The sequence below is a fragment of the Curtobacterium sp. MR_MD2014 genome (genome assembly GCF_000772085.1).
Taxonomy (GTDB): domain Bacteria; phylum Actinomycetota; class Actinomycetes; order Actinomycetales; family Microbacteriaceae; genus Curtobacterium.
Map to the genome: position 1 here is coordinate 660826 of NZ_CP009755.1, position 24963 is coordinate 685788.

The 24963-nt window shown below is 70.7% G+C and carries 25 protein-coding genes and 1 tRNA gene; 14 read left to right on the forward strand and 12 right to left on the reverse strand.

Annotated features, from left to right (window positions below):
* The first annotated feature begins 82 nt into the window (after positions 1-82).
* Positions 83-154 (forward strand) — tRNA-Gln (locus NI26_RS03170).
* Here the strand turns inward: NI26_RS03170 and NI26_RS16095 are convergent.
* Positions 124-669, reverse strand: coding sequence for a hypothetical protein (locus tag NI26_RS16095; RefSeq protein WP_081984643.1), 546 nt, complete (start codon positions 667-669; stop codon positions 124-126). The genes NI26_RS03170 and NI26_RS16095 overlap by 31 nt on opposite strands.
* A gap of 233 nt (positions 670-902) precedes the next feature.
* On the opposite strand from NI26_RS16095, the gene NI26_RS03175 reads away from it, so the two are divergent.
* From NI26_RS03175 to NI26_RS03185, 3 genes are all read left to right on the forward strand, one after another.
* A complete protein-coding gene (locus NI26_RS03175) occupies positions 903-1325 on the forward strand; it encodes a GNAT family N-acetyltransferase (RefSeq protein WP_066652295.1) in 423 nt (140 codons plus the stop codon).
* 164 nt (positions 1326-1489) lie between these two features.
* Positions 1490-2269, forward strand: a complete 780-nt coding sequence (locus NI26_RS03180; protein ID WP_066652298.1) for an alpha/beta fold hydrolase — start codon at positions 1490-1492, stop codon at positions 2267-2269.
* Between the two features lie 90 nt (positions 2270-2359).
* Positions 2360-2614, forward strand: coding sequence for a hypothetical protein (locus tag NI26_RS03185; protein WP_066652300.1), 255 nt, complete (start codon positions 2360-2362; stop codon positions 2612-2614).
* A 24-nt stretch (positions 2615-2638) separates the two neighbouring features.
* On the opposite strand, the gene NI26_RS03190 is transcribed toward NI26_RS03185, so the two are convergent.
* Both NI26_RS03190 and NI26_RS03195 read right to left on the reverse strand, forming a co-directional pair.
* Entirely contained in the window at positions 2639-3151 is a 513-nt protein-coding gene (locus NI26_RS03190) for an AAA family ATPase (protein WP_066652301.1), read from the reverse strand.
* A gap of 202 nt (positions 3152-3353) precedes the next feature.
* Positions 3354-3584, reverse strand: a complete 231-nt coding sequence (locus NI26_RS03195) for a hypothetical protein (protein WP_066652305.1) — start codon at positions 3582-3584, stop codon at positions 3354-3356.
* A gap of 510 nt (positions 3585-4094) precedes the next feature.
* On the opposite strand from NI26_RS03195, the gene NI26_RS03200 reads away from it, so the two are divergent.
* Positions 4095-4628 carry a cysteine hydrolase family protein gene (locus NI26_RS03200; RefSeq protein WP_066652306.1) on the forward strand — a complete coding sequence of 178 codons (534 nt, stop codon included), beginning with the start codon at positions 4095-4097 and terminating at the stop codon, positions 4626-4628.
* 927 nt (positions 4629-5555) lie between these two features.
* Here NI26_RS03200 and NI26_RS03205 read toward each other — a convergent pair.
* The 3 genes from NI26_RS03205 to NI26_RS03215 form a co-directional block, all read right to left on the reverse strand.
* Positions 5556-6239, reverse strand: coding sequence for an SDR family NAD(P)-dependent oxidoreductase (locus NI26_RS03205; RefSeq protein ID WP_066652307.1), 684 nt, complete (start codon positions 6237-6239; stop codon positions 5556-5558).
* Positions 6240-6265: 26 nt separating this feature from the next.
* Entirely contained in the window at positions 6266-7273 is a 1008-nt protein-coding gene (locus NI26_RS03210; protein WP_066652313.1) for an aldo/keto reductase, read from the reverse strand.
* 158 nt (positions 7274-7431) lie between these two features.
* On the reverse strand, positions 7432-8109 hold the full coding sequence (locus NI26_RS03215) for a DsbA family oxidoreductase (protein WP_066657769.1): 678 nt from the start codon (positions 8107-8109) through the stop codon (positions 7432-7434).
* A 305-nt stretch (positions 8110-8414) separates the two neighbouring features.
* On the opposite strand from NI26_RS03215, the gene NI26_RS03220 reads away from it, so the two are divergent.
* A complete protein-coding gene (locus NI26_RS03220; protein WP_066652315.1) occupies positions 8415-8798 on the forward strand; it encodes a hypothetical protein in 384 nt (127 codons plus the stop codon).
* A gap of 190 nt (positions 8799-8988) precedes the next feature.
* On the opposite strand, the gene NI26_RS03225 is transcribed toward NI26_RS03220, so the two are convergent.
* Genes NI26_RS03225 through NI26_RS03235 form a run of 3 tightly spaced genes read right to left on the reverse strand, consistent with a single transcriptional unit; the run spans position 8989 to position 13835 of the window.
* A complete protein-coding gene (locus NI26_RS03225; RefSeq protein ID WP_066652317.1) occupies positions 8989-10515 on the reverse strand; it encodes a glyceraldehyde-3-phosphate dehydrogenase in 1527 nt (508 codons plus the stop codon).
* The gene (locus NI26_RS03230; protein WP_066652319.1) at positions 10515-12374 is read right to left on the reverse strand and encodes a phosphoenolpyruvate carboxykinase (GTP); all 1860 of its coding nucleotides are present in this window, start codon (positions 12372-12374) and stop codon (positions 10515-10517) included. The genes NI26_RS03225 and NI26_RS03230 overlap by 1 nt, the downstream gene beginning before the upstream one ends.
* Positions 12375-12398: 24 nt before the next feature.
* Positions 12399-13835 (reverse strand): cation:dicarboxylate symporter family transporter, encoded by a 1437-nt coding sequence (locus tag NI26_RS03235; protein WP_066652321.1) that lies wholly within the window; start codon positions 13833-13835, stop codon positions 12399-12401.
* 190 nt (positions 13836-14025) lie between these two features.
* Between NI26_RS03235 and NI26_RS03240 the strand changes: the two genes are divergently transcribed.
* A complete protein-coding gene (locus tag NI26_RS03240) occupies positions 14026-15687 on the forward strand; it encodes a sensor histidine kinase (RefSeq protein WP_158407727.1) in 1662 nt (553 codons plus the stop codon).
* The gene (locus NI26_RS03245) at positions 15684-16364 is read left to right on the forward strand and encodes a response regulator (RefSeq protein ID WP_066652327.1); all 681 of its coding nucleotides are present in this window, start codon (positions 15684-15686) and stop codon (positions 16362-16364) included. Before NI26_RS03240 ends, NI26_RS03245 begins: the two co-directional genes overlap by 4 nt.
* Before the next feature lie 157 nt (positions 16365-16521).
* Here the strand turns inward: NI26_RS03245 and NI26_RS03250 are convergent, their stop codons facing one another.
* Positions 16522-17031 carry a BLUF domain-containing protein gene (locus NI26_RS03250; protein ID WP_066652328.1) on the reverse strand — a complete coding sequence of 170 codons (510 nt, stop codon included), beginning with the start codon at positions 17029-17031 and terminating at the stop codon, positions 16522-16524.
* Positions 17032-17134: 103 nt separating this feature from the next.
* On the opposite strand from NI26_RS03250, the gene NI26_RS03255 reads away from it, so the two are divergent.
* The 6 genes from NI26_RS03255 to NI26_RS03280 all read left to right on the forward strand — a co-directional run bounded on the left by NI26_RS03255 (position 17135) and on the right by NI26_RS03280 (position 23612).
* Entirely contained in the window at positions 17135-17437 is a 303-nt protein-coding gene (locus NI26_RS03255; protein ID WP_066652329.1) for a hypothetical protein, read from the forward strand.
* Positions 17438-17548: 111 nt separating this feature from the next.
* Positions 17549-18610, forward strand: a complete 1062-nt coding sequence (locus tag NI26_RS03260; protein ID WP_066652330.1) for a LacI family DNA-binding transcriptional regulator — start codon at positions 17549-17551, stop codon at positions 18608-18610.
* 89 nt (positions 18611-18699) lie between these two features.
* Complete coding sequence (locus NI26_RS03265; protein ID WP_066652332.1) at positions 18700-20019, forward strand: ABC transporter substrate-binding protein; 1320 nt, start codon at positions 18700-18702, stop codon at positions 20017-20019.
* Between the two features lie 103 nt (positions 20020-20122).
* Positions 20123-21115 carry a carbohydrate ABC transporter permease gene (locus tag NI26_RS03270; protein WP_066652333.1) on the forward strand — a complete coding sequence of 331 codons (993 nt, stop codon included), beginning with the start codon at positions 20123-20125 and terminating at the stop codon, positions 21113-21115.
* Complete coding sequence (locus tag NI26_RS03275; protein ID WP_081984649.1) at positions 21112-22056, forward strand: carbohydrate ABC transporter permease; 945 nt, start codon at positions 21112-21114, stop codon at positions 22054-22056. The genes NI26_RS03270 and NI26_RS03275 overlap by 4 nt, the downstream gene beginning before the upstream one ends.
* Complete coding sequence (locus NI26_RS03280; RefSeq protein ID WP_066652336.1) at positions 22053-23612, forward strand: glycoside hydrolase family 32 protein; 1560 nt, start codon at positions 22053-22055, stop codon at positions 23610-23612. Before NI26_RS03275 ends, NI26_RS03280 begins: the two co-directional genes overlap by 4 nt.
* A 70-nt stretch (positions 23613-23682) precedes the next feature.
* Here the strand turns inward: NI26_RS03280 and NI26_RS03285 are convergent, their stop codons facing one another.
* Positions 23683-24540, reverse strand: coding sequence for a formate/nitrite transporter family protein (locus NI26_RS03285; protein WP_066652338.1), 858 nt, complete (start codon positions 24538-24540; stop codon positions 23683-23685).
* Between the two features lie 55 nt (positions 24541-24595).
* Positions 24596-24946, reverse strand: a complete 351-nt coding sequence (locus tag NI26_RS03290) for a hypothetical protein (RefSeq protein WP_066652339.1) — start codon at positions 24944-24946, stop codon at positions 24596-24598.
* Between the last annotated feature and the right edge of the window lie 17 nt (positions 24947-24963).

Consider the following 24963-nt stretch of genomic DNA (forward strand, 5'->3'; position numbering starts at 1 on the left):
GCCGAACCGGTCGCGCGCGGCCAGCGCCCGGGCCGTGGGAGGATGGACGGGCACCGGACGGGCTCCACCCCGTCCGGTGTGTTCCGCCTTGGTGTAACGGCAGCACGACGGCCTTTGGTGCCGTTAGGTCCGGGTTCGAATCCTGGAGGCGGAGCGTGGGTTGCTCCGAGTTCTCGGCGTTCGGGTCGAGACGTTCCGCGGCTCGGCGGAGGAGTCGTCTTCCATGCCGCGGCCGAAGATGCCCACATCGACTGGAAGCGCGCATCGGAGACGGCGACGGCTCTCGCCCTGACCCTCGGACTCACCGTCTCGATGGGCGATCGACCACCGGACATCCGACTCCGCCTTCACCCGAGCGTCACGGATGCGCTCGATCTGGTCGTCAACGGTCATTCGCGTGACGTCGAGGACGAGGTCTACCGGCGGCGGAGTGGCACTGATTCGGTGCAACAGCTCGAACTCCTCATCCGTGATGGAGACCGGACGGGTTGTTGCTCGCTTGCGGGCCTCGTCGAGGGTGACAGCCGAGTGCACGATGAAGCACGCGACGACGAGCTGACGAACGTCGTCACCATCGATGTAGGCTGCGCGCTCCTGATCGGCTGCGAGAGCCCGAGCGCAGGTCGTCTCACCGACTGCCGGGCCGCCCGAGAGGAGGAGCGGTCGCATCGTCGAGTCCTCCCGCTGGCGGATTGCCTCAGACCAACCACACGTTCCGGTGAGCGACCGGTGCGAGGGAGGACGCATCTCTTCCCTGGCTGAGACCCCCTGGTCACCGTGGTCACATGGACTGCTTCGCGAGCTGGCGCACGCGCATCTGGAGGGACGGCTCAGGCCGTCGCTCTCCTCTACCCCGACCCCGGGCCTGGAGCCTTCGGACTGCTCACGAAAGAAGCACAACCATGCACATCCGCGACTGCACGCCGCTTGACCTGCCCGCGCTCACCGCACTGACGATCGAGACGTTCCGGCCTCTCCTCGCCGGCTCCCTCGCGCAGCTACGGGCCGAGGTCACCGCGCACGACCATGGGCGCTGGGAGGACGACCACCGCCAGGAAGTCCCTTCCCTGCTGGCTCCCGACGAGGGTCGCTTCATCACACTGGCGGAAGAACCCGGCGAACCGCTCGGCTACGTCGGCTGGAACACCACCGGTGCGACCTCCGGACGACTCGAGATGGTTGCCGTTCACCCTGACGCTCGACGGCGCGGAGTCGCGCGAGCGCTCTGCTCGGCGGCGCTGACCAGGCTCGGAGACCTTGGGGTCACCGTGGTGCACATCGGAACGGGCGGCGACGAGTTCCACGCCCCGGCACGAGCCCTCTAGGAATCCCTCGGCTTCATCCCGTACCCGACCGTCGATCACGCCCGGACTCTCTGACCGGAGCCGGGAGGGCTACCGAGCGCAGCCCTCCCGGCCCGATGAACTGCGCCCGACGGCGTCTCGACGGCCGATCGGCTACCGGTACGAGCTGCTCGTAGGCTTGCTGGGTGATCGCGCAAGTTCTTGGTTCTGGTCGTCCGCTCGTCGCTCTCCACGGCTTCGGGGTGGACCACCGGATCATGCTGCCGCTGGCGGATGCGGTGCAGGACCTGCCTTGGCGGATGGTGTTCCTCGACCTGCCGTGGGCCGAAGCCGCTGCGGTGACCGCGACCGCGGAGAGCGCGGTCGACGTGGCCGCCGGGGTGCTCGCTGAGATCGACGACCACCTCGGGGACGAGCCGTTCGCCGTCATCGGGAACTCCTTCGGCGGCATGATCGCCCGACATGTTGCTCACGAACGCCGAGACCACGTCCTCGGCGTCGCGACCCTGGCGGGTGTGGTGCATGCGGCACACGCAGACAGGGCCGTCCCCGAGCGCACCGTGCTGCACATCGAACCGTCCGTCCTCGACTCCGCCGGCGACGCGCGAGAGGCGTTCGAGGAGGTCAGCGTCATCCAGGACGAGACCGCATTCGCGGCGTTCGAGCGGTACGTGCTCCCGGGTCTCCGTGGCGCCGACCCTGCTGTGATGGACCGCATCTCGGCCGACTACGCGCTGGACGCGGTGCCAGAGGAGCGGCACCCGGAGCCGTTCACCGCTCCGGCCCTGCATCTGTTCGGTCGGCAGGACGACGTCGTCGGGTACGAGGACGGGCTCGCACTCCGGGACCACTACCCGCGCGGGAGCTTCGTCGTCCTCGACGGTGCTGGACACAACGTGCACCTCGAGCTCCCCGGGACCACCGCCGCCCTGATCCGCGACTGGCTCGCGCAGATCGACCGCTAGCCGACCGGCTGTCGAGATGCGAGCCGTAGCCTGCATTGCCGACTGGTTTGATGAACTGTGCGACGACAACCCGGAGAACCGAACACGCGCATGCCCGACCTGGCACTCGTGCTGGCCCTCGTCGCCGGAATCTTCTGGCTCGTCGCGCTGACGCTGCCGACCTACTTGCTCGCCGCCATCGGCAACCTCCCCGGGGAGGACCCTGAGCGCGCCGAGCGGTCCCTCGTGATCGCTTCCGGCGCTTCCTTGAGTTCCGTGCTCCTCGCGGTCCCTGCAACGATCGGCTCTTTCGTTGTGCGCCGCGCAGGAGTCCGCAGAACCAGCGCCGGAGCGGAATCGACCTGAGATCCGTGTCCGACAGCTGATCGGCTACCGGGCGCGGAGTTGAAGGTAGTCGAGTGCCTGGCGGACCGTTTCTCCGAGCGCGCGGGTGCTGTCGATGACGAGCCGCTCGTCCGTGCGGGGCTCGTACTCGTCTGCGGTGCGCTGTACCTCGTCCCACGTCGGCAACGTGAACCCTGGCAGGTCGTTCGCACGCTGTTCCACGCGGCGGCGGTGTTCGTCGGCGTCCGCGCACACGACCTCGATCACGCGCAGCGGTACCCCGGCGGCATCTGCTGTCGACACCCATCCAGCCCGAGCGGCTGCTACGCCGCTCACCGCGTCTGCGATGACCGTCTGTCCTCGCCGCAGGTTGGGTACTGCGATGGCATGCATGATCGAGTACGCGGCGATCCCGGACTGCTCGCTTGGGATCCCGTACTTCCACATGGCGCCTTCGATCGCGTCGACGCGGAGCGTCAGCGAAGGCGTCAACCCAGCGATCGCGGCAGACAGCGTCGATTTCCCTGCACCGGGAAGCCCGCAGATCTGGACCAGCATCGACGACTCCTTCGTTGGCCGTAGCTCCTTGTCCATCGGTCATGGACGCGCCGCACCCGCGAAGTGGACACGACCACCAAAGCCCTGGGAATGCGTCCAGTAGCCGATGTCGGCCCGAACGGCAGCCAGGGCCGCCATCGCGATGAGGGCAAGTTCCGCTCGCGACGATCACGATCGGCGCCAGTCAGGAGTTCCTGGGCCCTCAGTGTTGCGGGAAACGGTCGGACCGGGCGAACAGCATCGAGCTGACGACGAGGAGCATCACGCCGATGTACGCGAGAGGCTGACCGAGGAACAACAGAACGCCGGCACCGATGTTCGCGCCGCCGTCCGGATCGGACGTGACCTCTGCGAGGAACGCGCCGCCGCAGAGAACGCCTCCGACAGTGAGGAGGATGCCGCCGGTCAGGCAGGCGAGGCGAGACGAATTCATCGTCGCATTCTCTACGGGATCGGACGAGACGTCGACATCCAGGCCGTCTCAGAAGCCGATGCGCCACCGGGCGAGGCTATGGCTGGTACCAGCAGGCGTAGATGGATTCGGCCGATGAGTGCGCTGCTCGTAGAGGTCCCCCGACTGTCCTCGCGGTGGTGAACCCGAACGATGAAGGCTCGATTCCGCCTTGGTTGGTCATCGTCCTTGCAGTCGCGATCGTCGGTGTGGCCGTCGTCTCGTTCCTTCGTCGCAAGCGCTGACGGGCCGCACGGAAAGCGTTGCTGCGACGTCCGGTGGCCGGTCGTTCAACGGGCGCACCAGCGTGGCCTGCTCCCACCGCAACTTCTGCTGTCTCAGTGTGGGCAGCTTCGTTCGATGTCGTCTTTCTCGCGCCGCTCCACGTCGTGGCTGCGTCGTGGACCACCGGAGTTCCTTGGGGACCGGGTCACGCAGGTCGATGGCGCGCTGCGGAGAGCCAAAGGGGTTGGCTGTTGCAATGATTGCGTCGTGTCCACCACGAGTGCCCTCCTTGTCATCGACCTCCAGCACGGTGTCGTCCAGGACTGCTTCGACGCAGCAGGTGTTCTCGAGCGAACTGCCCAGCTCGTCGAACGAGCCCGATCCACCGGCGTGCCGGTGGTATGGGTTCAGGACCACGGCAATTTCGCCGAGGGGTCCGCGGAGTGGGAGCTGGCGGCTCCGCTCCATCGTCGAGCCGATGAGCCGCTAGTTCGGAAGGAGTACCGCGACTCGTTCGCGGATACCGACCTGGACGGAGTCCTTGAATCTCTGCGCGTGAAGCGTCTCGTGGTCGCGGGAGCTCAGAGCGACTACTGCATCCGCACGACGACCCAGGCGGCGGCGGCACGAGGGTTCGACGTCACGCTGGTGTCCGACGCCCACACGACGACGGATGCAGAGCATGACGGTGCGCACATCAGCGGAGAGCAGATCGTGGCGCACACGAACATGTACTTCGGCGGTCTGCGCTATCCCGGCCGACACTACGCGGCAGAGGCGCATGACCGGGTGCGCTTCTGAGAGATCCGCGCACCGGAAGGTACCCGGATCCGATCGTTCTCCTGACAGACCCGTCAGGTGCCCCTGCGCTCCGGACACCGACTTCTCGAGGGCCCACCACCGCTCGCTGACTACCTGCGGCTGCGACGTGAGAGCGGCTTGATGCCCAAGTCCGAGGAGCAGGGCGCCGGTGCATTGACGGGCTCTTGGACATTCCGGCACGTCGTCGATCCGGCCGGCGTCGTTGCCGGTGTGGGCCGGGTCGTCGGCGACAGCTCCTGGTCACGCGCCGGCCGGCGCCTACGTGACCCTGACTGCGGACCCGCCGGGGCGACATCTGTACGAGCAACGCGGCTTCATGGACGTGGCTCCGGATGGGACCGGCATGCGCCTTGTCGTGCCCTGACGGTGTGATTGCGCCGATTCTCTCGACCGTGGTGATCCCCGCCGCCTGATCGGGCCGGGCTCCTCCTCACCTGTAGCGCAGACGACAGGCCAGCGCCCGGTCGGATCTTGTGCTGATCCCTTTCGCACGCTTCAAGGGGGGCTTTGTTCTTATCCGAACCGGAAGCCGCGGCCGCGCGAGCCCTCGGCGAGACCTACACGCAGCACAACCCGCAGGCTGGCGACGGCCCGGACGCGTTCGTCGGGTACGTGCACTGGCTCCGCGGACAGTTCCCCGAACTGCACCTCGACGTCAAGCGGACCATCGCCGAGGCGACCTCGTCGTCACCCACAGCAACCGGCACCTGGCACCTGGCACCTGGCGCCCGCGGTATGGCGGTGGCCGACTTCTGGCGATCGGACGGCGGCCCGATCGTCGAGCACTGGGACGTCATCCAGGAGGTCCCCGAGGAAGCCGCGAACACCAACACGATGGTTTCTTCTCGCCGCTCCCGGAGCGGCTGCGGAGGACGCGCTCGGGTCAGGTCCTCCGCGGCTCGTCCCTCAGCCCTGGATGACGACCTCGTGGTCGCGCTTCGTCGTGACGAGGTCCCAGTACCGCGGTGCGATCTCGTCGGCCGTCAGGCTCGCGACGCCCTCCGGTGCCTGGTCGGTGATCCAGACGCCGATCGCGACGTGCGCGACGTGCACGCCGCTCTCGTCGGCTTCGAGCGCGGAACCGAGGTTCAGCGCCCAGTTGCGAAGTGCTGCGCCGCCGGCGGTGACGTTGCCGAACATCGGCACCGGGTAGACGGATCCCGCACCGGTGGTGACGATGATCGTCCCGGCGCCGGCTTCGAGCATGGCGGGCAGGACGGTCGCGGTCGCGGCCATGGCGCCGTAGAGGTAGTACTCGACCTGCGGTTGCACGTTCTCCGGAGTGGCCTGCCGGACGTCGACGGGCGCGGTGGCGCCCGAAGTCGCGTCGGCCGGGGAGTACTCGAGGACGTCGATGCTGCCGAAACGGTCCGTCGCCGCCTCGAGGGCTGCGGTGAGCGAGGGACGGTCGAGGACGTCCGCGGCGAAGCCGGCAGCGGTGATGCCGTCGGCTGCGAGCGTCTCGGTGAGCGTGTCGAGCTTGTGCTGGGTGCGGGAGATCAGGGCAACGGCGTATCCCTGGGCGCCGAACGTGCGGGCGATGGCGAGTCCGAGGCCGGAACCGGCTCCGATGATGGCGATGGTGGGCATGAGGCTTCTTCCTGTCGTGGTGCTGGTCAGCGGCGGCGCTGTGCCGGGTCGGTCAGCGCCGGAGTCTCGGTGAGGTGGTCGGCGGGGAGGGTCTCCGTGCCGGGGTCTGCCACGGCGTCGATCGCGTCGAGGACGTCGTGCGTGAGGGTGTGCTCGGCTGCGGCGATGAGGTCGTCGAGCTGTTCCGGCGTGCGCGGACCGACGATGACGGCGGTGACCGCGGGGTGGCTGCGGACGAACGCGGTCGCGAGGTGCGGCAGGCTCAGCCCAGCCTGCGACGCGATGTCCTGGAGGCCTTCGACGACGTGCCAGCGCTCGGCGTTGCCGGGAGCGGTGCGGTCGAACATGCCGGGGCTGAGTCGGGCGCGGCTGTTCTCGGCGAGGTCGCGGCCGCTGAGCCACCCGTTCGCGAGTGGGCTGAAGGTCAGCACCCCCATGTCGTACCGGCGTGCGGTGGGGAGGACGGATGCTTCGACGCGGCGGTTCAGGATCGAGTAGCGGGCTTGTTCGGTGGTGAAGCGTGCGTGGGCGCGTCGGTCGGCGACCCACTGTGCTTCGACGATCTTCTCCGCCGGGAACATCGAGTGCCCGAACGCGCGGATCAGCCCCTCCCGTTTCAGGTCGGACAGTGCCCCGAGGGTCTCGTCGAGATCGGTGTTCCAGTCGTACCGGTGCAGCTGGTACAGGTCGATGTGGTCGGTGCCGAGTCGCTGCAGGCTCGCTTCGACGGCCGTGCGGATCCAGCGTGGGGACGCGCCGCGCTGGTTCGGGTCCCGGACGTCGGGCAGGCCGAACTTCGTCGCCAGGACGACCTCGTCGCGGCGGTCGCGGATCGCGTCGCCGACGATCCGTTCGGAGTCGCCGTTGCCGTACCGGTCGGCGGTGTCGATGAGGTTGATGCCGGCATCGATCGCGGTGTGGATCATCCGGTTCACCTCGGCGCGGTCGGTGTTGCCGAACCCCCCGAAGTTCATCGTGCCGAGGGCTGTCGCGGAGACCGAGATGCCGGTCGCTCCGAGGTACCTGCGTTCCATGATGCTTCCTCTTCCTCAGCTGCTCTCGTGTGTCCGGGCCGGGAGGGCGCAGGCGCCGTCGGAGTCGGGGTCGCAGGACGCCGCCCCGGCATCACCGATCGGCCGAAGCGTCGGGATCGGCAGCGGCGTCTGCTCCGAGGAGGTGCTCGCGGTCCCGGTCATGCGACACCTGCGGGTGCTTCGGCGGCGGCGTCGAGGGCCTGCGCGTACCCGTCGACGGACTGCGCGCCGGATGCGGCGAACCGGCGGTCGAAGACGACGAAGGGGACACCCTGCGCACCGAGCGCGCGGCCCTCGGCGACGTCGGCTCGGACGGCGTCGCCGTACGTGTCCCCGGCGAGGACGTCGCGGACACGGTCGGCTGAGAGTCCCACCTCGGCAGCGGTTGCCGCGAGGGCGTCCACGTCGAACGGGTTCAGCTCGCCGGCGAAGAACCGGTCCTGAACGAGGGTGGAGAACGCCAGCCCGAGCCCCTGCTCGTCGGCGTGGTGGACGACGCGGTGGAAGTCGAACGTGTTCGCGTTCAACCGGTCGAGCGAGAAGGCGAGCCCCTCGCTCTGCGCGACCGCCTGGATCTGCCGTTCGGCACGGAGGACGACTGCAGCGTCGCCGCGGTGCGAACGGATGAACGCGCTCTCGATCGTCTCTGGAGTGTGCGGGGCGCCAGGGTTCAGTTCGAAGGAGCGCAGGCGGAGCTCGAACCGGTCACGATCGGGTCGCCGCGCGATCGCGTCCTCGAGTCGGTGCTTGCCGATGTAACACCAGGGACAGCCCAGGTCTGCCCACACCTCGACCGTGATCGGCCTCGTGGAGTCGGGCGACGTCGTGTCGTTCATCTCGTTCACCTCACTGGTAGTGCGTGACGAGATCATCACCCGTTCGTCAGCGCCCTACAAAAGGCACTTCGAAGTGCGCCGCCCGCACTGACAGCCCAGCCTCGAGACCGACCGGACCAGCGTCCCCGGAGCCACCGGCTGCAGCTCATCCCCTCGGCCGGTCCTCGCCGTTCCGCGCGCGGCCTGTGCCGATGCGGTCGCTCTCGAGGACGAGGTACCGCTCCTGTCGGCTGTCGTGACGTCCGACCGCCACCGGGCGGGCCGTGCTCGCGGAGGTCCGGCGCCCAGCGCGCTAGGGTCGGCGCATGGGGCTTCGGGGGCGGGACCGGTCGCGGCAGGTCAACGTCCGGGCCCTCCTCGCGATCGCACTGATCGTCCTGTGGGGCATCGTGCTCGTGGCGACCGGCGTCTTCGATCCCGCTCGCCAGACCCCGCCGTCCCAGTTCGACCACGACGACGGCATGCTCCCGCCCACAGCAGCCGATCGTCGGACCTCGGCCGTCCAGGCCGTCGCGCTGATCGCGTCCCTGCCCGTCGCCGTCCTCGCCCTCTGCATCGCAGCGAGCTCGCTCCGCGTCTGGCGCGAACAGGTGTCGGCGGTCATCGCGACCAGTCTCACCAGCCTCGCCGCCCTGGCCGCCATCGGCCTCGCCTGGATCGGGGTCGGTACCGTCATCTTCTTCACCTAGCCGGTGCAGGTGACGGCACCGACGTCGAGGGAGACGGCACCGACGTCGCGTCCCGAGCGGTCGACGTGGCACGGCGATCGTGCCGGTCGTCCGCAGGCCGGCTGACGGACCGGCACCGCGACGACGGACTGGAGGCGCGGATCACCGTCGCCGGTCGGCGTCCGGTGGTCCGCGCCTCCCGTCCGCCCCGTCAGGACGACAGGTGCGCTGCCGCACGGACCGGACGGAGTGCGTGACCGGCGGGCGACGCCGCCCGCCGGCCGCCGGCCATCTCCTGCAGGACCCGGTGCACCTGTCGGCTGTAGCCGGACTCGTTGTCGTACCAGACGTACAGCACCGCGTGCTCGGACCCGTCCGCGATCGTCGCGAGCCCGTCCACGATGCCCGCCCGCCGACTGCCGAGCAGGTCCGTCGAGACGACCTCCGGCGACTCGACGTAGTCGATCTGCCGCCGGAGCGGCGAGGTGAGCGAGGCGTCCCGGAGCACCCCGTTCAGCTCGTCGCGTCCGACCGGGTGACCGAGCGTCAGGTGGATGACCGCGAGCGAGACGTTCGGCGTGGGGACGCGGACGGCGCTGCCGGTGAGCCGGCCGCGGAGTTCGGGCAGTGCCTTCTCGGCGGCCTTCGCTGCGCCGGTCGCGGTGATCACCATGTTCAGGCCCGCCGCCCGCCCTCGCCGGTCGGCGGGGTGGTAGTTGTCGACCAGGTTCTGGTCGTTCGTGGCGGAGTGCACGGTCTCGACGTGCCCGTGGACGATGCCCCAGGCGTCGGACACGACCTTGAGCACCGGGACGATCGCGTTCGTCGTGCACGAGGCGGCACTCACGACCGGGTCGTCGCCGATGCCGTCGTGGTTGATGCCGTGCACCACGTTCGGTACGTCGCCCTTCCCCGGCGCGGTGAGCAGCACGCGGGCCGCTCCGGGGGCGAGGAGGTGCTGCCCGAGCCCCTCGGCGTCGCGCCAGCGACCGGTGGTGTCGACGACGATCGCGTCCTCGATGCCGTGCGCGCGGTAGTCGACGGCGTCGGGGGAGTCGGCCGAGACGAACTGCACGAGGGTGCCGTTCGCGGTGATGGTGTCGTGCTCGGTGTCGACGGTCACCGTGCCGGCGAAGGGGCCGTGGATCGAGTCCCGGCGGAGCAGGCTCGCCCGCTTGACCAGGTCGCCGGGCCCGCGACGGCGGACGACGACGGCACGCAGGGCGAGCGGGGCGTGCTCCCCGGCGCGTTCGAGCAGGATCCGGGCGAGCATCCGACCGATCCGCCCGAACCCGTACAGCACGACGTCGCGTGGGGCGTCGCGGTGCGGTCCGTCCGCCGTGCCCCGGTGCAGGAAGAACTCGTCGGTGAGGAACTCGCGCAGGGTGCTGCCGAGGCGGTCACGTCGGTGGCGGGACGCGAGGTCGCCGAGGTCCACCGACACCGACGACAGCGCCATCGTGTCGAGTTCGGTCAGGATCGCCAGGCTCGTCGCGACCGGCAGTTCGGTCTCGTCGACCCGGCGGCTCGACCGGTGCGCCTTGACGATCCCGATCGGGGACTGCCCCACCAGGGGACGGCCGTGGACGGACGGCACGACGTCGTCCCGCCGGTACAGCCGTCCGATGAGCGGCACCATCGCCTCGGCGGCAGCGAGCTTCTCGTCCCACACCCGCTGCAGGCGCGCACGCTCGGCGGCGGTGGACACCCCGGTCGTGGTCGGGGCGCCGGACGGCATCAGGCGACCTGCCGGACGTCGGCCGTGGCGTGCAGGGCGGCGCGACGCTCGTCGAGGATCGCGGTGAACACCGGGGGCGTGCGGTCGCCGAACCCGGCGAGGAACTCCTCGGTCAGGTCGCACTCCTCGAGCCACGGCCCGGGGTCGACGGCGAAGAGGGCCTCGAGCTGTGCGGCGGTGACGTCGAGCCCGTGCACATCCAGGTCGTCCAGGTCGGGGAGGAGGCCGACCGGGCTCTCGACCGCCGGCACGGTGCCCTCGACGCGGCGCGCGATCCACTCGAGCACGCGGGCGTTCTCGCGGAAGCCCGGCCACAGGAAGGCGCCGTCCTCGCCACGCCGGAACCAGTTGACCTGGAACACCGCCGGTGCCCCGGCGCCGAGGCGCTCGCCGATCCGGAGCCAGTGCACCCAGTGGTCGGCCATGTCGTAGCCGCAGAACGGCAGCATCGCGAAGGGGTCGCGGCGGAGCTCCCCGACGGTGCCCTCGGCTGCGGCGGTCCGCTCGGACGACACCGTCGCACCCATGAACACGCCCTCGGCCCAGGACGACGCCTGCGCCACGAGCGGGACGTTCGTCGACCGACGACCGCCGAACACGACGGCGTCGACGGGGACGCTGCGCTCCCACCCGTCGGCGAGCGTCGGGACCCGGTCGAGCGCCACCGTGAACCGGGCGTTCGGGTGCGCGGCCGGAGTGCCGCTCGCCGGTGTCCAGGCGGCGCCGGTCCAGTCGACCAGGTGCGCGGGCGGTTCGGGGGTGAGGCCCTCCCACCAGACGTCGCCGTCGTCGGTCAGCGCGACGTTCGTGAAGATCGTGTCCGCGGCGATCGTCTCGACCGCGACGGGGTTCGTGTCGGGGCCGGTCCCCGGTGCGACGCCGAACAGCCCGGCCTCCGGGTTGATCGCGTGCAGTCGTCCGTCGGCACCCGGGCGGAGCCAGGCGATGTCGTCGCCGATGGTCTCGACGGACCACCCGGGCAGGGCCGGCTGCAGCATCGCGAGGTTGGTCTTGCCGCAGGCCGAGGGGAACGCGGCGGCGACGTGGACGGCCCGGCCCTCGGGCGAGGTGAGCCGGACGAGCAGCATGTGCTCGGCGAGCCACCCCTCGTCACGACCCATCACCGAGGCGATCCGGAGCGCGAAGCACTTCTTGGCGAGCAGGGCGTTGCCGCCGTACCCGGAGCCGTACGACCAGACCTCGCGGGTCTCCGGGAACTGCACGATGTACTTCGTCGCGTTGCAGGGCCAGGACACGTCCGGCTGCGGGACGCCCTGGTCGTCGCGGAGCGGGTGCCCGACGCTGTGCACGGTCGCGACCCACGGCACGCCGGCGTCGATCGCGCGGAGCACGTCCGCCCCGAGCCGGGTCGTCCTGCCCATGCTGAGGACGACGTAGGCCGAGTCGGTGACCTCGACGCCGAGCTGCGAGATCGGGCCGCCCACCGGTCCCATCGAGAACGGCACGACGTACATCGTGCGGCCGCGCATGCTCCCGGCGAACCGCTCGTCGAGCTCGGCGCGCATCGCGGTCGGTTCCCGCCAGTGGTTCGTCGGACCGGCGTCCTCGGGTGTGCGGGAGCAGGTGAACGTGCGCCCCTCGACCCGGGCGACGTCGTCCGGGTCCGACCGGGCGAGGTAGCTGTTCGGTCGGCGTCCCGGGTCGAGGGCGATCAGCTTGCCCTCGTCGACGAGCTGCTGCGTCAGGCGGGCGGTCTCGTCGGCTGACCCGTCGCACCAGACGACCTGGTCCGGGCAGGTGAGGGACGCGATCCGGGCGACCCACGCCTCCAGGGCGACGCGGGGCGAGCCGGGCACGGTGTGCGGTGCGGGACTCGTGTGGTTGGGGTTCGTGATCATCGTCGATCTCCTCGTGACGAGGGACTACCGGCGGGTGGCGGTCGAGCCCTCGGGCTCGACGATGGTGCGGACGGCCTCGGTCGAGATCCGCTCGTCGGTGGCGGGAGCCGAGCCGGGACCGTCTGCGCGAGCCGACGCGCCGTGGTCGTCGGCGGACATCGTCCGCTCGTCGAACGGCGCCGCACCGGACAGCACCCGCTCGACCTGCTGCTTGTCGATCTGCTTCGTCCACGTCCCGACCAGCACCGTGGCCACGGCGTTCCCGGTGAAGTTCGTCAGCGCGCGGGCCTCGGACATGAACCGGTCGATGCCGACGATCAGGCCGACGCCGTCGACCAGGTCCGGGCGGTGCGCCTGCAGGCCGCCGGCGAGGGTGGCGAGTCCGGCACCGGTCACCCCGGCAGCACCCTTCGACGCGATGATCATGAAGACCAGGAGCGAGATCTGCTCGGGGATGTTCAGCGGCGTGCCGAGGGCGTTCGCGATGAACAGCGAGGACATCGTCAGGTAGATCGCGGTGCCGTCGAGGTTGAACGAGTACCCGGTCGGCACCGTGACGCCGACGACGGGCTTCGAGACGCCGAGGTGCTCCATCTTCGCGATGAGCCGCGGGAGGCTGACCTCGCTGGAGGACGTCGACACGATGAGCAGGTACTCGCGGCCGAGGTACTTCATGAGCCGGAAGATGTTGACGCCGGTCACGACGCGGAGCAGGACACCGAGGACGCCGACGACGAACACGATGCAGGTGATGTAGAACGCGACCATGAGGGTCCCGAGCGCGACGAGCGCCGCGACGCCGGTGGCACCGACCACCGCTGCGATGGCCCCGAAGGCGCCGATCGGGGCGGCCCACATGACCATCGCGAGGATGCGGAACACCAGGGCCTGCAGGTGGCGGATGCCGGTGAGGATCGGCGCACCCTTCTCGCCCATCGCCTGCAGCGCGAAGCCGACGAGCAGCGCGACGAACAGGGTCTGCAGGATGCTGCCGCTCGTCAGGGACGACACGAGCGTCGCGGGGATGATCCCGAGCAGGAACCCGGACGTCGAGGACGCGCTCTCCTCGGTGCCGGCGGGCAGCTCGTACGTCGCCTTCGACATGTCGAGCTGGTCGCCGGGGTGGATGAGGTTGCCGACGACGAGGCCGATCGCCAGGGCGAACGTCGACATCGCGACGAAGTAGCCGAGCGCCAACCCGCCGACCTTGCCGACCGTCGCCGCCTTCGCGATGGAGCCGACGCCGAGCACGATCGTGCAGAAGATGACCGGCGCGATCATCATCTTGATCAGCGCGATGAAGCCGTCGCCGATCGGCTTGAGTCCGACGGCGAAGTCGGGGGCCGTCAGGCCGACCACGATGCCGGCGAGCACGGCCACGATGACCGCGATGTAGAGCCAGTGCGAGCGATCCAGACCGCGTCGCCGTGGGCGGGCGGTGGTCGAGTGCGTCGATGCCATGCGACTTCCTTGTCGTCAGGACCGGGAGCGGCGTCGCTCCGGTCGGTTCGTCCTCGGGGGAACGGACACACCCTCGCGCGGAGCGCCCCACGGCGGCGACTTGTGTTCACAACGTTCACGGGGAGGCTGCGCGGACGGGCCCCCGTGCGCGAGGATGGGTCGTCCCGCAACGGAGCGAGGAGGCAGCTCAGTGGTACCCCGTCGGTGGAGCATCGCCGCGCGACTCTTCGCGCTGCAGCTGCTGTTCGTCGTGGTCGGGGTGGCGGTCGGTGGCGTCTGGAGCTGGACCTCGGCGCGAGCCGACCTCGAGGCGGACGCGGCCGAGAAGTCCACCGCCGTCGCGGTGTCGATCGCCCGGAACCCGTTCGTGGTCCAGCAGGCGACCACCGCGGACCCGTCCGAGCGCCTCGAGCCGTACGCGCTCGACCTGATGCGCCGCACCCACACGGACTTCATCACGATCATGGCGCCCGACCGGACCCGGTGGACGCACCCCGACCGGTCGGAGCTCGGCCGGCCGTTCCGCGGTACGGTCCAGCCGGCGCTCGACGGCCGGACCTTCACCGAGACCTCCACCGGGACGCTCGGCCCCTCGGTGCGGGCCGTCACGCCGATCACCGACGACGACGGCCGGATCGTCGGGCTGGTCGCCGCCGGGGTCACCGTGGCGAACATCTCGAGTGCCCTCGTGCCGCGACTCACGTCGGTCGTCCTGCTCGGCCTGGCGGTGGTCGCGGTGTCCGCGTTGTTCTCGTGGTTGCTCAGCCGGTACCTCGGTCGGGTCACCGCGGGACGGGGCCCGGAGGAGCTCGCGCGGGTCTTCGCGTCCTACGAGGGCGTGCTCCACTCGGTGCACGAGGGGCTCGTGGTCGTCGACCGGTCGGGGGCGGTCGTCCTGCACAACGACCGTGCGGCGGAGCTGCTGCACCTGCCGGCGCCGGCCGAACGCCAGGATCCGGTGCCGCTGGCGGCGCTCGACGTGCCGGATGCCCTCCGGACCCTGCTCGCATCGGGTGACCGTGCCGTGGACGAGACGTACGCCACGAGCGACCGGGTGCTCGTGGTCAACCAGGAGATGGCGTTCCCGCGGGGGGCGACCCGGCCGGTCGGCACCGTCGCGACCATCCGCGACCAGACCGACCTGCTGCACCTGTCCGGCGAGCTCGCCGCCACCAGGACGCTCACCGATGCGCTGCGCTCGCAGACGCACGAGTTCGCCAACCGCCTGCACACCGTCGTCGCGCTGCTGGAGCTCGGTCGGGTCGACGAGGCGATCCGGTTCGCCGCACACGAGATCGACCGGCACAGCGAGGTCGAGCGGCACGGCGAGACCGACCGGCGCAGCGGGACCGACGCGTCCGGCGAGAGCGACCCGTGCGCCGACCCGGCGCACACCGAGCCCGAGGTGCTCGACGCCCTCCTCGCCGCCAAGCGGGCACAGGCGGGCGAGCGCGGCGTCGACCTGGTCGCCGACACGAGCGGACTGCTCGGCCCCGTCCCGGCCGCACCCGCCGACGTGGTCACCGTGCTCGGCAACCTCGTGGACAACGCCGTCGACGCCGTCGCCGGTTCCCCGCAGGGCCCGGACCGCGGCCGCGTCGAGGTCGTCGTCGCCGCAGCCGGCGGGACCGTCCGGCTCGTCGTCCGCGACGACGGACCGGGCATCGCCGACGTCGACGCCGTCTACGAGCGCGGGTGGTCGACGAAGCAGTCCGGTCCCGAGGGACGCGGCATCGGCCTCGACCTCGTCCGCGCCACCCTGGCCCGCATCGGCGGTGACGTCGCCGTGACCACGGGACCGGACGGCAGCACGTTCACCGTCGAGATCACCACCGGGCGGGTGCCCTCGTGACCGCGCCCATCCGGGTCCTCATCGTCGAGGACGAGCCGCTGACCGCCGAGGCGCACACGGCCTACGTGTCGCGCCTCGAGGGCTTCGCCGTGGTCGGCACCGTGGGGAGCGGTCGGGCGATGCTCGCCGCGGTCGCTGCGGAGCGACCGGACCTCGTGCTGCTCGACCTGAACCTGCCGGACGCCCACGGCCTGCAGCTCGTCCGCACGCTGCGAGCCGCCGGTTCCGCCGTCGACGTCGTCGCGGTGACCGCGGCACACGACGTCCAGGCGGTGCGGAACGCGATCGCCCTCGGGGTCGTGCAGTACCTCGTCAAGCCCTTCAGCTTCCGGTCGTTCGCCGACCGGATGACGTCGTACCGCGAGTTCCGGCGCGGGTTCGAGGACCGTCGTGCCCTCACGCAGGCCGACATCGACCAGCGGCTCGGGACGCTCCGTCCGGTCGCGCCCGCCGACCACGAGAAGGGCATCGCCCCGGAGACGCTCGAGGTGGTGCGCGACGCACTGCTGCAGCGGTCCGACGGTGGTTCGGCATCCGAGGTCGCCGAGGCGACCGGGCTGTCGCGGGTCACCGTCCGGCGGTACCTCGAGCACCTGGCCGCTGCCGGGCAGGTCGCCAAGGACGTCCGCCACCGCGGGCAGGGACGGCCGGAGTACGAGTACCGCTGGTTGCGCTGATCGGCGCGCTGCGGGCGTGCGACGTGCGGCGTACCGGACGGGAGGCACGACGCGTGCCGGCGCGGCACGCTGCGGCCGTGCGCGGTGCCGGACGGGAGGCACGGTGCGGGCCGGCACCGCGCCTCCCGTCCGTGGTCCGGTCGCCCCGGCAGCGGGGTCAGCGTGCGCGGGCCGTGCCCGCGTCCGCACCTGCTCCGGTCCGGTCCTGCCGGAACCACTGCAGGAGCTCCCGCACCGCGGCGAGGTCCGGTGCCCCGCCGTGGTCGTCCGGCAGGAAGTCGAGGTCGTCGAAGGTGGTGCGGTGACCGGGCACCGCGGCGCGCTGCAGGGTGGTCTCGGCCGCGTAGCCCATCGACCAGTCCGGAAACTGCCGTGCGGGCACCTGTTCCTCGAGCAGCACGGTGACCTGGTCGTGGCGCGGGTCCTCGGCGATGTACGCCATCTTCTCGCGGACCGCCGTGGCGGGCCCCTCGAGCAGCTGCAGGAACCGGTGGTCGCGGAACAGCAGCAGGCCGGTCACGCCGGCGCGGGCGTTCGCGCTGCGGGCGTGCGCCAGCAGGTCGTCGAGGTCGTCGAGTCCGAAGCCGACGACCGCGCGGCTGGCGTAGACGAGCGACAGCAGCGCGCCGTCACCCGGGGTCTGCGTCGGTTCCGATGAGGGCTGCACGGGTCCACTCAACCCGCGCGAGCCGAGAGCCGACCCGGTGACCGGGCGGTGACGTCCCCCGGTTCCCTGTGACCGACGTCGTGCCGCTCTCTACGGTGGAGCGATGCGAGAAGAGCTCGAGGCGGTCCTGCAGGCACACCGCGTCACGCCACTGCCCGACGGCGTGGACCGTGCCAGTGCCTGCGACCCGGAGCTGCCGAGCGCGGAGATCGTCGGGTGGGCGACCCTCGTCGTGGCCGGGGTGCCGCTGTCGGCGTCCGAGCAGGACCGGCTCGCGGACACCGCAGCGAACGCGTTCGCCCTGATCGCGGTGCTCCCCGTGGGCGCCCGACCGTACTTCGCCCGGCTCGGGCTGATCGCGACCCTGGCGTCGGCGCTCGCCGTGGGAGCGCCCGCTCCGCGCTAGTCCCTCGCCGTGCCCGCGTCCGCCGAGTGCGTGACTAGGCTCAGCACGTGCGGTCCGCGGGTGGTTCCCGGAAGGGCCGTCGGGCCGGACGGGCAGAGAGCAGGAGACCACGTGGCGCGAGCGACGAGCATCCGCGACGTGGCGGCCGAGGCCGGGGTGTCGATCACGACGGTGTCGCACGCGCTGAGCGGCAAGGGCACCGTGAGTGCCCGGACGCGCCTCCGGGTCGAGGAAGCGGTCGAACGGCTCGGGTACGCGCCGAACCCGATCGCCCGTGCCATGCGGACCGACCGACGGGCGGTCCTGGGGTTCGTGTCCGAGGAGATCGCGTCGACCCCGTACGCGGGCAAGATCATCGTCGGGGCGCAGGCCGAGGCGGCCGCGCACGACCACGTCCTGATGATCGTCGACATCGCAGCCGGGGAGTTCGACGACCCGCGCATCGACGCCCTGATCCAGCGGCAGGTCGACGCGGTGGTGTTCGCCTCGGCGTCGAACCGGGTCATCCGGCTGCCGCGGTCGCTCGACCCGGCCCGGACGGTGCTGCTCGACGCGTTCGACCCCGCTGCTCCGGTGCCGTCGGTGGTGCCCGACGAGCAGGACATCGCCGCGACGGCGGTCCGCGCGTTGCTCGCGGCGGGGCACCGGCGCATCGCGCACCTGACGGTCGAGGGCGCCGGTCCCGCCGTGACCGGCCGGGTCGAGGGGTACGAGCGGACCCTGGTGGAGGCCGGCGGCACCCCCGTGGTGGTCCGCGCGGTCGGCGAGGTCGCGGATGCCGCAGCGGGCTTCCGGGCGGCGACGGAGCTGTTCGGACCGGTACCGGAGGCAGCCGGCGACCGCGCCGCCGAGCGCCCGACCGCGGTGTTCGCCTTCAACGACCAGATGGCGATGGGGGTCTACCAGGTCGCGGAGGAGCGGGGCATGCGGATCGGCCGTGACCTGTCGGTCGTCGGCATCGACGACCTGCAGCTCGTGGCCGCCGCCCTGCGTCCGGGCCTGACGACCGTCGCGCTCCCGCACGAGCAGATGGGTCGTGCGGCGGTCCGCCGTGCGCTCGAGCAGACGGGAGCGCTGACCGCACCGCCGACGCCGCGTGCCGGGGTCGAGCGGCTCCGCGGAGAGCTCGTCGTCCGCGACTCGATCGGACCGGTAACCGTTACTCGTTCGTGACCCGCGCCCGTGGCGAGCGGTCGGCCCCTGTGTGATGCTCTTCCTCAACACAAAACGATTTGGGTTTGTGCGAGTGAAAGGTCGAAGTAATGAGGCTTCGTAAGGGCATCGCCGTCGCCGCCGCGCTCGCGGTCGGGACCGGCTTGACGCTGACCGGCTGCAGCGCCGGAGGATCCGCATCGTCCGACGGCACGGTCACGATCTCCGGTGGCTTCACCGGTGCGCAGGCCACGGCGTTCCAGAAGGACCTGGACACGTGGGCCGAGGGCCAGGGCATCACGGTCAAGTACTCGGGCAGCGACAGCTTCCAGACGTCGATCGTCACGCAGGTGAAGGGCGGCCAGGCCCCCGACGTCGCGATCTTCCCCCAGCCCGGCGTGCTCAAGTCCCTCATCAGCCAGGGCATCCAGCCGCTCGACGACCTCGTGGACGTCAAGAGCGTCACCGCGGACGAGGCGAACGGCCTCGCCGACATCGCGAAGGTCAACGGCAAGACGTACGGCCTGCCCTACAACATCAACGTGAAGTCGCTCGTCTGGTACGACCCGGCCGCGTTCGAGGCCAAGGGGTACGAGGTCCCGAAGACCGACGCCGAGCTCACCGCGCTGCAGGAGAAGATCATCAAGGACGGCTCCGGCTACCCGTGGTGCGTCGGCATCGCGTCGCAGGGCTCGAACGGCTGGCCGATGACGGACTGGCTCGAGGAGTACGTGCTCCGCTACGGCGGCCTCGAGAAGTACGACGACTGGATCACCCACGAGGTGAAGTTCGACTCGCCCCTGGTCAAGCAGGCCGCGGGCAAGGTCGAGTCGATGATCTTCGCCGACGGCGCGGTCAACGGCGGCGGCAAGGCCATGGCGTCCACCGACTTCGGCGCGGCGGGCAACAACCTGTTCGTCGACGGCGGCAAGTCGGCGGGGCAGTGCTACATGATGCGCCAGGGCACCTTCATCACCGGCAACTTCCCGGCCGCGATCCAGGAGCAGATCGCGAAGGGCGACACGACGAACGTGAACGCCTTCCCGCTCCCGACGCCCGAGGGTGCCGCGACCTCCGGCACGCTCGGCGGTGGTGACCTGGTCGCCGCGTTCAAGACGGACGACGACACGAAGAAGGTCGTCGACTACCTGGTCGGCAAGGAGTTCGGCACGAACGGCTACGCCAAGAACTGGTCGGCCGCGCTCTCGCCGCACAACGACTTCCCGGCGTCCGAGTACACCAGCCCGTTCCAGAAGGTCGCGCAGCAGGCCGTGAAGGACTCGAAGGTGTTCGGCTTCGACGCCTCCGACCAGATGCCCGGAGCCGTCGGTGCCGGTACCGAGTGGACGAACCTGACGGCCTGGACCGCGGGTCAGCAGTCACTCGACCAGACGCTCAAGGCCATCGACGACTCCTGGCCGTCGCAGTAACACCCTCCACCTGCGCCGTGGCGGTGCCGACCGGCGCCGCCACGGCCGTCGGCGCCTGCACGCCGCGACGACACACCCCGACAACGAAGTGAGGTGACCCCTCGTGCAGCAAGTCCTCAGCGTCCTCGTCTCCGTCATCGGCGGACTGGCCGTCTCGTTCCTGATCTACCTCGGGCTGAACTTCCTGGTCTCGAAGACGCACGGCAAGTGGCACGGTCGACTGCTGCCCTACGTCTTCATCGGGCCGGTCCTGCTCCTCCTGCTCGTCTTCCTGGTCGTCCCGACGGTGCAGACGGTCATCCAGAGCCTGCAGAAGACGGACCAGTACGGGCTGACGTCCTTCGGCGGCCTCGACAACTACGTCTCGCTCTTCTCGACGCCGTCGTTCCTGTCGACCCTGTTCAACAACCTGCTCTGGATCATCGTCGTCCCGGCGGTGGTGGTCGTGATCGGCCTGCTCGTGGCGACCCTGGCGGACCGCCTCGGGCCGAAGCGCGAGAAGACGTTCAAGTCCCTGATCTTCCTGCCGATGTCGGTGAGCTTCATCGCGGCCGCGTCGATGTGGTCGTTCGTGTACGCGTACAACGCACCGGGACAGCCCCAGGTCGGACTGCTCAACGGCATCTGGACCGCGATCACGCACCAGAACCCGATCCCGTGGCTGCAGAACGACTTCCTGCGCATGAACAGCTTCCTGCTCATGGCGGTCGTGATCTGGCTGAACGCCGGCTACGCGATGGTCCTGCTCTCCGCGGCGATCAAGGCCGTGCCCGAGGAGACGATCGAGGCGGCACGCATCGACGGTGCCAGCGAGCGGCAGGCGTTCTTCCGTGTGATCGCTCCCCAGATCCGCACGACCATCATCGCCGTCGGCATCACGGTCCTCATCACGGTGATGAAGATCTTCGACATCGTCTTCGCGATGACCAACGGGCAGTTCGACACGAACGTGCTCGGCGTCGAGTTCTACTCGCAGTTCTTCGCGTTCAACAACCCCGGGAAGGCGTCCGCCGTGGTCGTCATCCTCATCCTCGCCGTGGTGCCCGTCATCGTGTACCAGGTGCGGACCTACCGCGAACAGGAGGCCCTCCGATGACCGAGATCGTCCCGGTGGCCGGAGCCCCGGAGATCGTCGCGACGAAGCGCGAACGGGTCACGAAGACCAGCGCCGAGCAGCGTCCCCGCGTCCTGCTGAGCATCGTCATGGGCGTCATCGCCGTGCTCTGGATGGTGCCGGCGATCGGCCTGCTCGTCACGAGCTTCCGCACGACGACCGCCGCCCAGAGCACCGGGTGGTGGACCGCCTTCGGGAACCTGTTCGGTACGGAGTGGACCCTCGACAACTACTCGAACGCGCTGACGGGGGCGACCTCGGGGACCGGGCAGAGCCTGGCGGCCGAGTTCCTCAACAGCGTCGCCGTCGCGGTCCCGGCCACGATCCTGCCGCTCATGATCTCCGCGTTCGCGGCCTACGCGTTCACGTTCCTGCAGTTCCGGTTCAAGGAGTTCTACTTCGCGGTCATCGTCGGGCTGCTCGTGGTGCCCGTGCAGATCTCGCTGATCCCGGTCCTGCAGCTGTACAAGACGATCACGCAGGCGACCGGGCTGCAGATCACCGGCACATTCCCGGCGGCGTGGATCGTGCACTCGGCGTTCGCGCTCCCGCTCTGCATCTACATCCTGCGGAACTACATGTCGACGCTCCCGGTCGCGCTCATCGAGGCCGCCCGCGTCGACGGCGCGTCGCACTTCCAGATCTTCTGGCGGCTCGCGGTCCCGATGTCGGTGCCGGCGCTGGCGTCGTTCGCGATCTTCCAGTTCCTCTGGGTCTGGAACGACTACCTCGTCGCGTACATCTTCATCGGCAACACGAACCCCGTGCTGCAGCAGGGCCTGCTCGGGCTGCTCGGACAGTACGGGTCGGGCTGGAACCTGGTCGCGGCCGGCTCGTTCATCGTGCTGATCGTGCCCCTCGTGGTGTTCCTGTCGCTCCAGCGCTTCTTCGTCCGTGGCCTCACCGCGGGGTCGGTCAAGTGAGCACGGAGACGGCGACGCAGTCCGACGCGCCGGAGACGGAGCGCAGCCGGACCGAGCCAGCGGCGGACGGCGCCACGATCCGGCGCCCGCGGCGGCACTTCACGCCCGCCCGCAACTGGATGAACGACCCGAACGGCCTGGTCGTCCACGGCGGCCGGTACCACCTCTACTTCCAGCACAACCCGGACGGGATCGACCACGGCACGGTCGGCTGGGGGCACGCGTCGAGCACCGACCTGCTCACGTGGACCGAGCACGAGGTGGCGCTCGAGGCCGACGCGGACGGGCAGGTCTTCTCGGGCTCCGTGGTGTTCGACGCGGAGAACACGAGCGGGCTCGGATCGGCCGAGCAGCCGCCGCTGGTCGCGATCTGGACGCAGGCCGCCGAGACCGAGCAGTCGCAGGCCCTCGCCTCCAGCACCGACGGCGGGTACCGGTGGCGGAAGTACCCGGGGAACCCGGTGCTGCGCCGCGGCTCCGCCGACTTCCGCGACCCGAAGGTGTTCCGGTACGAGGGAACGGACGGCCCCTGCTGGATCATGGTCGCCGTCGAGGCCCAGGACCGCCAGGTGCTCGTGCACCGGTCGACCGACCTGCGCACCTGGACCCTCGTGTCGACCTACGGTCCCGCCGGTCCGGTCGGTGGCGTCTGGGAGTGCCCGGACCTCTTCCCCCTGACCGTCGACGGCGACCCCGACCGCGTGGTCTGGGTGCTGCTGGTCAGCCTCAACCCCGGCGGGGTCGCGGGCGGATCCGGCACGCACGTCGTGCTCGGGCAGTTCGACGGGGAGCGGTTCGTCCCGGACGAGCCGCTCCCCGCCGAGACCCGGTCGCCGGACGGGTCCTGGCGGCAGCAGTCCACCGAGGAGCTCGCGACGTACCGCTGGCTCGACCACGGTCCCGACTCGTACGCCGGCGTGACCTTCTCCGGTACGGGCCTCCGAGACCGGACGCTCGTCGCGTGGATGGACAACTGGGATTACGCGAAGGACCTGCCGACCACGCCGTGGCGCGGCGCGATGACCGCTGCTCGGGCCCTCGGCCTGACCGAGCGGGACGGACGCCTCGAGCTGGTGCAGCGGATCGTCGGCCCGACCGGTGCCGTGGACACGGTGCTCCGTCACGACGACGACGCGGCGAGCACCCACGAGCTCCCGGGACTCGTCCGCGTCGAGGTCGTGATCACGCTGCGCGGACCCGACGGTGTGGTCCGGTTGGAGCTCGACGACGCCGACGGCCGACGTCGGCTCGGCCTGCGCTACGACGCCGCCGACGCCTCGCTCCGGCTCGACCGTCCCGCCGTGCCGGGGCTCCCGGCGTCGTTCGGACGGCACGTGGCATCGACGGTGCGACCGGAGGGCGACCGCGTCGCGCTCACCCTGTGGTTCGACGAGTCGTCGGTCGAGGTCTCGTCGGGTGCCGGCACCGGCTCGATGACGGCGCTGCTCGCCGGGTCGGCGACCGACGCACGCCGTCGCCTGCTGGTGGACCCCGGGCCGCACGCGGTCACCGTGACGGCATCCGCCGACGCGGACGAGGTGACCCCGGTCGGCTGACCCGACGCCGTGCCGGACGGGAGGCCCGTGGCGACGCCGCCACGGGCCTCCCGTCCGGCACCCGGTCCGGTCAGCGCGCGGTGCCCCGCTCCTGCTCGCCCGTCGCACGGTCCGGTGCGTCCGGCGCGTCGCGCCGTCGACCGCGCAGCAGGTCCGCCGACCGGATGAGGCGCAGCGACGTCACCAGCACGACACCGCCGAGCACGTTGAACACGAGCACGTAGCCGAACCAGGCGGCCCACTGGCCGTACGTGATCGACGCCCCCGCCTGGATGGCGCCGAAGACCAGCAGCGAGTCCAGGATCGAGTGGAAGAGCTGCAGACCGGCCAGCAGGAAGCCACCGGCGACCGCCGCGACGAGCTTCGCCGGGTCGGAGTCGGTGCCCTGCTGCATGCGGGTCACGAGGGTGATCGTGCTCCCACCGAGCACGGCGAGCACCGCGGTCTGCAGTCCGAAGGGGGCGTCGACGTAGTGCCGGGCGGACTCCTCGAGCACCGTGTGCCACTGCGGGAACGCCTGGACGACGAGCCACATCACGACCCAGCCGCCGGCGAGGTTGCTGACCAGCGTCCCCGCCCAGAGCCGGACGAGCTGCCACACCGTGCCCTCCCGGGCGACGAGCGCCACGATCGGCACGAGGAAGTTCTCGGTGAAGAGCTCGCTGTGCGCCAGGTACAGCGCGACGAGCCCGATGCTGAAGGCGAGGCCCGCGAGCAGGTGGCTGTCGGTCTCGTGCAGGACGGCCAGGTACCCCATCACGCCGAGCCCGATCTCCAGGCCGCCGGCGAACCCGGTCGCGAGCACCACCCGCAGGGTCCGCTGCAGGCGCTCGGCCCCCTCGTCGACCACCGCGTCGAAGGACTCCTCGATCTCGTCCTCGACCGGGGCGTCGTTGTCGCCGACCTCGCGGCGTCGTTCGTCCGTCACCGTTCCGACGGTAGCCCCGGGCCTGCTGTGCACGGGCCGGGGTGCAGGGAACGGCTCACCGAGCGTGCGGTCTGCCGAACACGGCCGACGCGGTGGCCCGGGCGCCGTCCCACCCGGTCGCGCCCGCGGCGACGGCCGCCCGGAGCACGGAGACACCCGCAGTCGACGCGTCGCAGACGACGCGGACACCGAGCGTCCTGCTCACCCGGACGACCGATCCGACGGCGGCGCGATCGCGATCGGTGAGCGCACCGATGAGCAGCACGTCCGGCCGTGTTCGGAAGTGCTCGAGCGCGGAACCCCAGGTGCCCACGTGGAGCGCGGTGCTGCAATACTGCGGAGAGACGAGCCACCCGTACCGCTGGCGACCGGGCCGCGCGTCGAGGATGATCAGCGTGCCCGTCACGGTCGACCACCGTGGCG

Excerpts from the sequence above, each read along its gene's own strand:
- NI26_RS03215 (WP_066657769.1), bottom strand. The coding sequence starts at position 8,109 with ATGAACGACACGACGTCGCCCGACTCCACGAGGCCGATCACGGTCGAG.
- NI26_RS03265 (WP_066652332.1), top strand. The coding sequence starts at position 18,700 with ATGAGGCTTCGTAAGGGCATCGCCGTCGCCGCCGCGCTCGCGGTCGGG.
- NI26_RS03255 (WP_066652329.1), top strand. The coding sequence starts at position 17,135 with ATGCGAGAAGAGCTCGAGGCGGTCCTGCAGGCACACCGCGTCACGCCA.
- NI26_RS03195 (WP_066652305.1), bottom strand. The coding sequence starts at position 3,584 with ATGAATTCGTCTCGCCTCGCCTGCCTGACCGGCGGCATCCTCCTCACT.
- NI26_RS03225 (WP_066652317.1), bottom strand. The coding sequence starts at position 10,515 with ATGCCGTCCGGCGCCCCGACCACGACCGGGGTGTCCACCGCCGCCGAG.
- NI26_RS03235 (WP_066652321.1), bottom strand. The coding sequence starts at position 13,835 with ATGGCATCGACGCACTCGACCACCGCCCGCCCACGGCGACGCGGTCTG.
- NI26_RS03190 (WP_066652301.1), bottom strand. The coding sequence starts at position 3,151 with ATGCTGGTCCAGATCTGCGGGCTTCCCGGTGCAGGGAAATCGACGCTG.
- NI26_RS03210 (WP_066652313.1), bottom strand. The coding sequence starts at position 7,273 with ATGGAACGCAGGTACCTCGGAGCGACCGGCATCTCGGTCTCCGCGACA.
- NI26_RS03275 (WP_081984649.1), top strand. The coding sequence starts at position 21,112 with ATGACCGAGATCGTCCCGGTGGCCGGAGCCCCGGAGATCGTCGCGACG.
- NI26_RS03175 (WP_066652295.1), top strand. The coding sequence starts at position 903 with ATGCACATCCGCGACTGCACGCCGCTTGACCTGCCCGCGCTCACCGCA.
- NI26_RS03220 (WP_066652315.1), top strand. The coding sequence starts at position 8,415 with ATGGGGCTTCGGGGGCGGGACCGGTCGCGGCAGGTCAACGTCCGGGCC.
- NI26_RS16095 (WP_081984643.1), bottom strand. The coding sequence starts at position 669 with ATGCGACCGCTCCTCCTCTCGGGCGGCCCGGCAGTCGGTGAGACGACC.
- NI26_RS03205 (WP_066652307.1), bottom strand. The coding sequence starts at position 6,239 with ATGCCCACCATCGCCATCATCGGAGCCGGTTCCGGCCTCGGACTCGCC.
- NI26_RS03185 (WP_066652300.1), top strand. The coding sequence starts at position 2,360 with ATGCCCGACCTGGCACTCGTGCTGGCCCTCGTCGCCGGAATCTTCTGG.
- NI26_RS03230 (WP_066652319.1), bottom strand. The coding sequence starts at position 12,374 with ATGATCACGAACCCCAACCACACGAGTCCCGCACCGCACACCGTGCCC.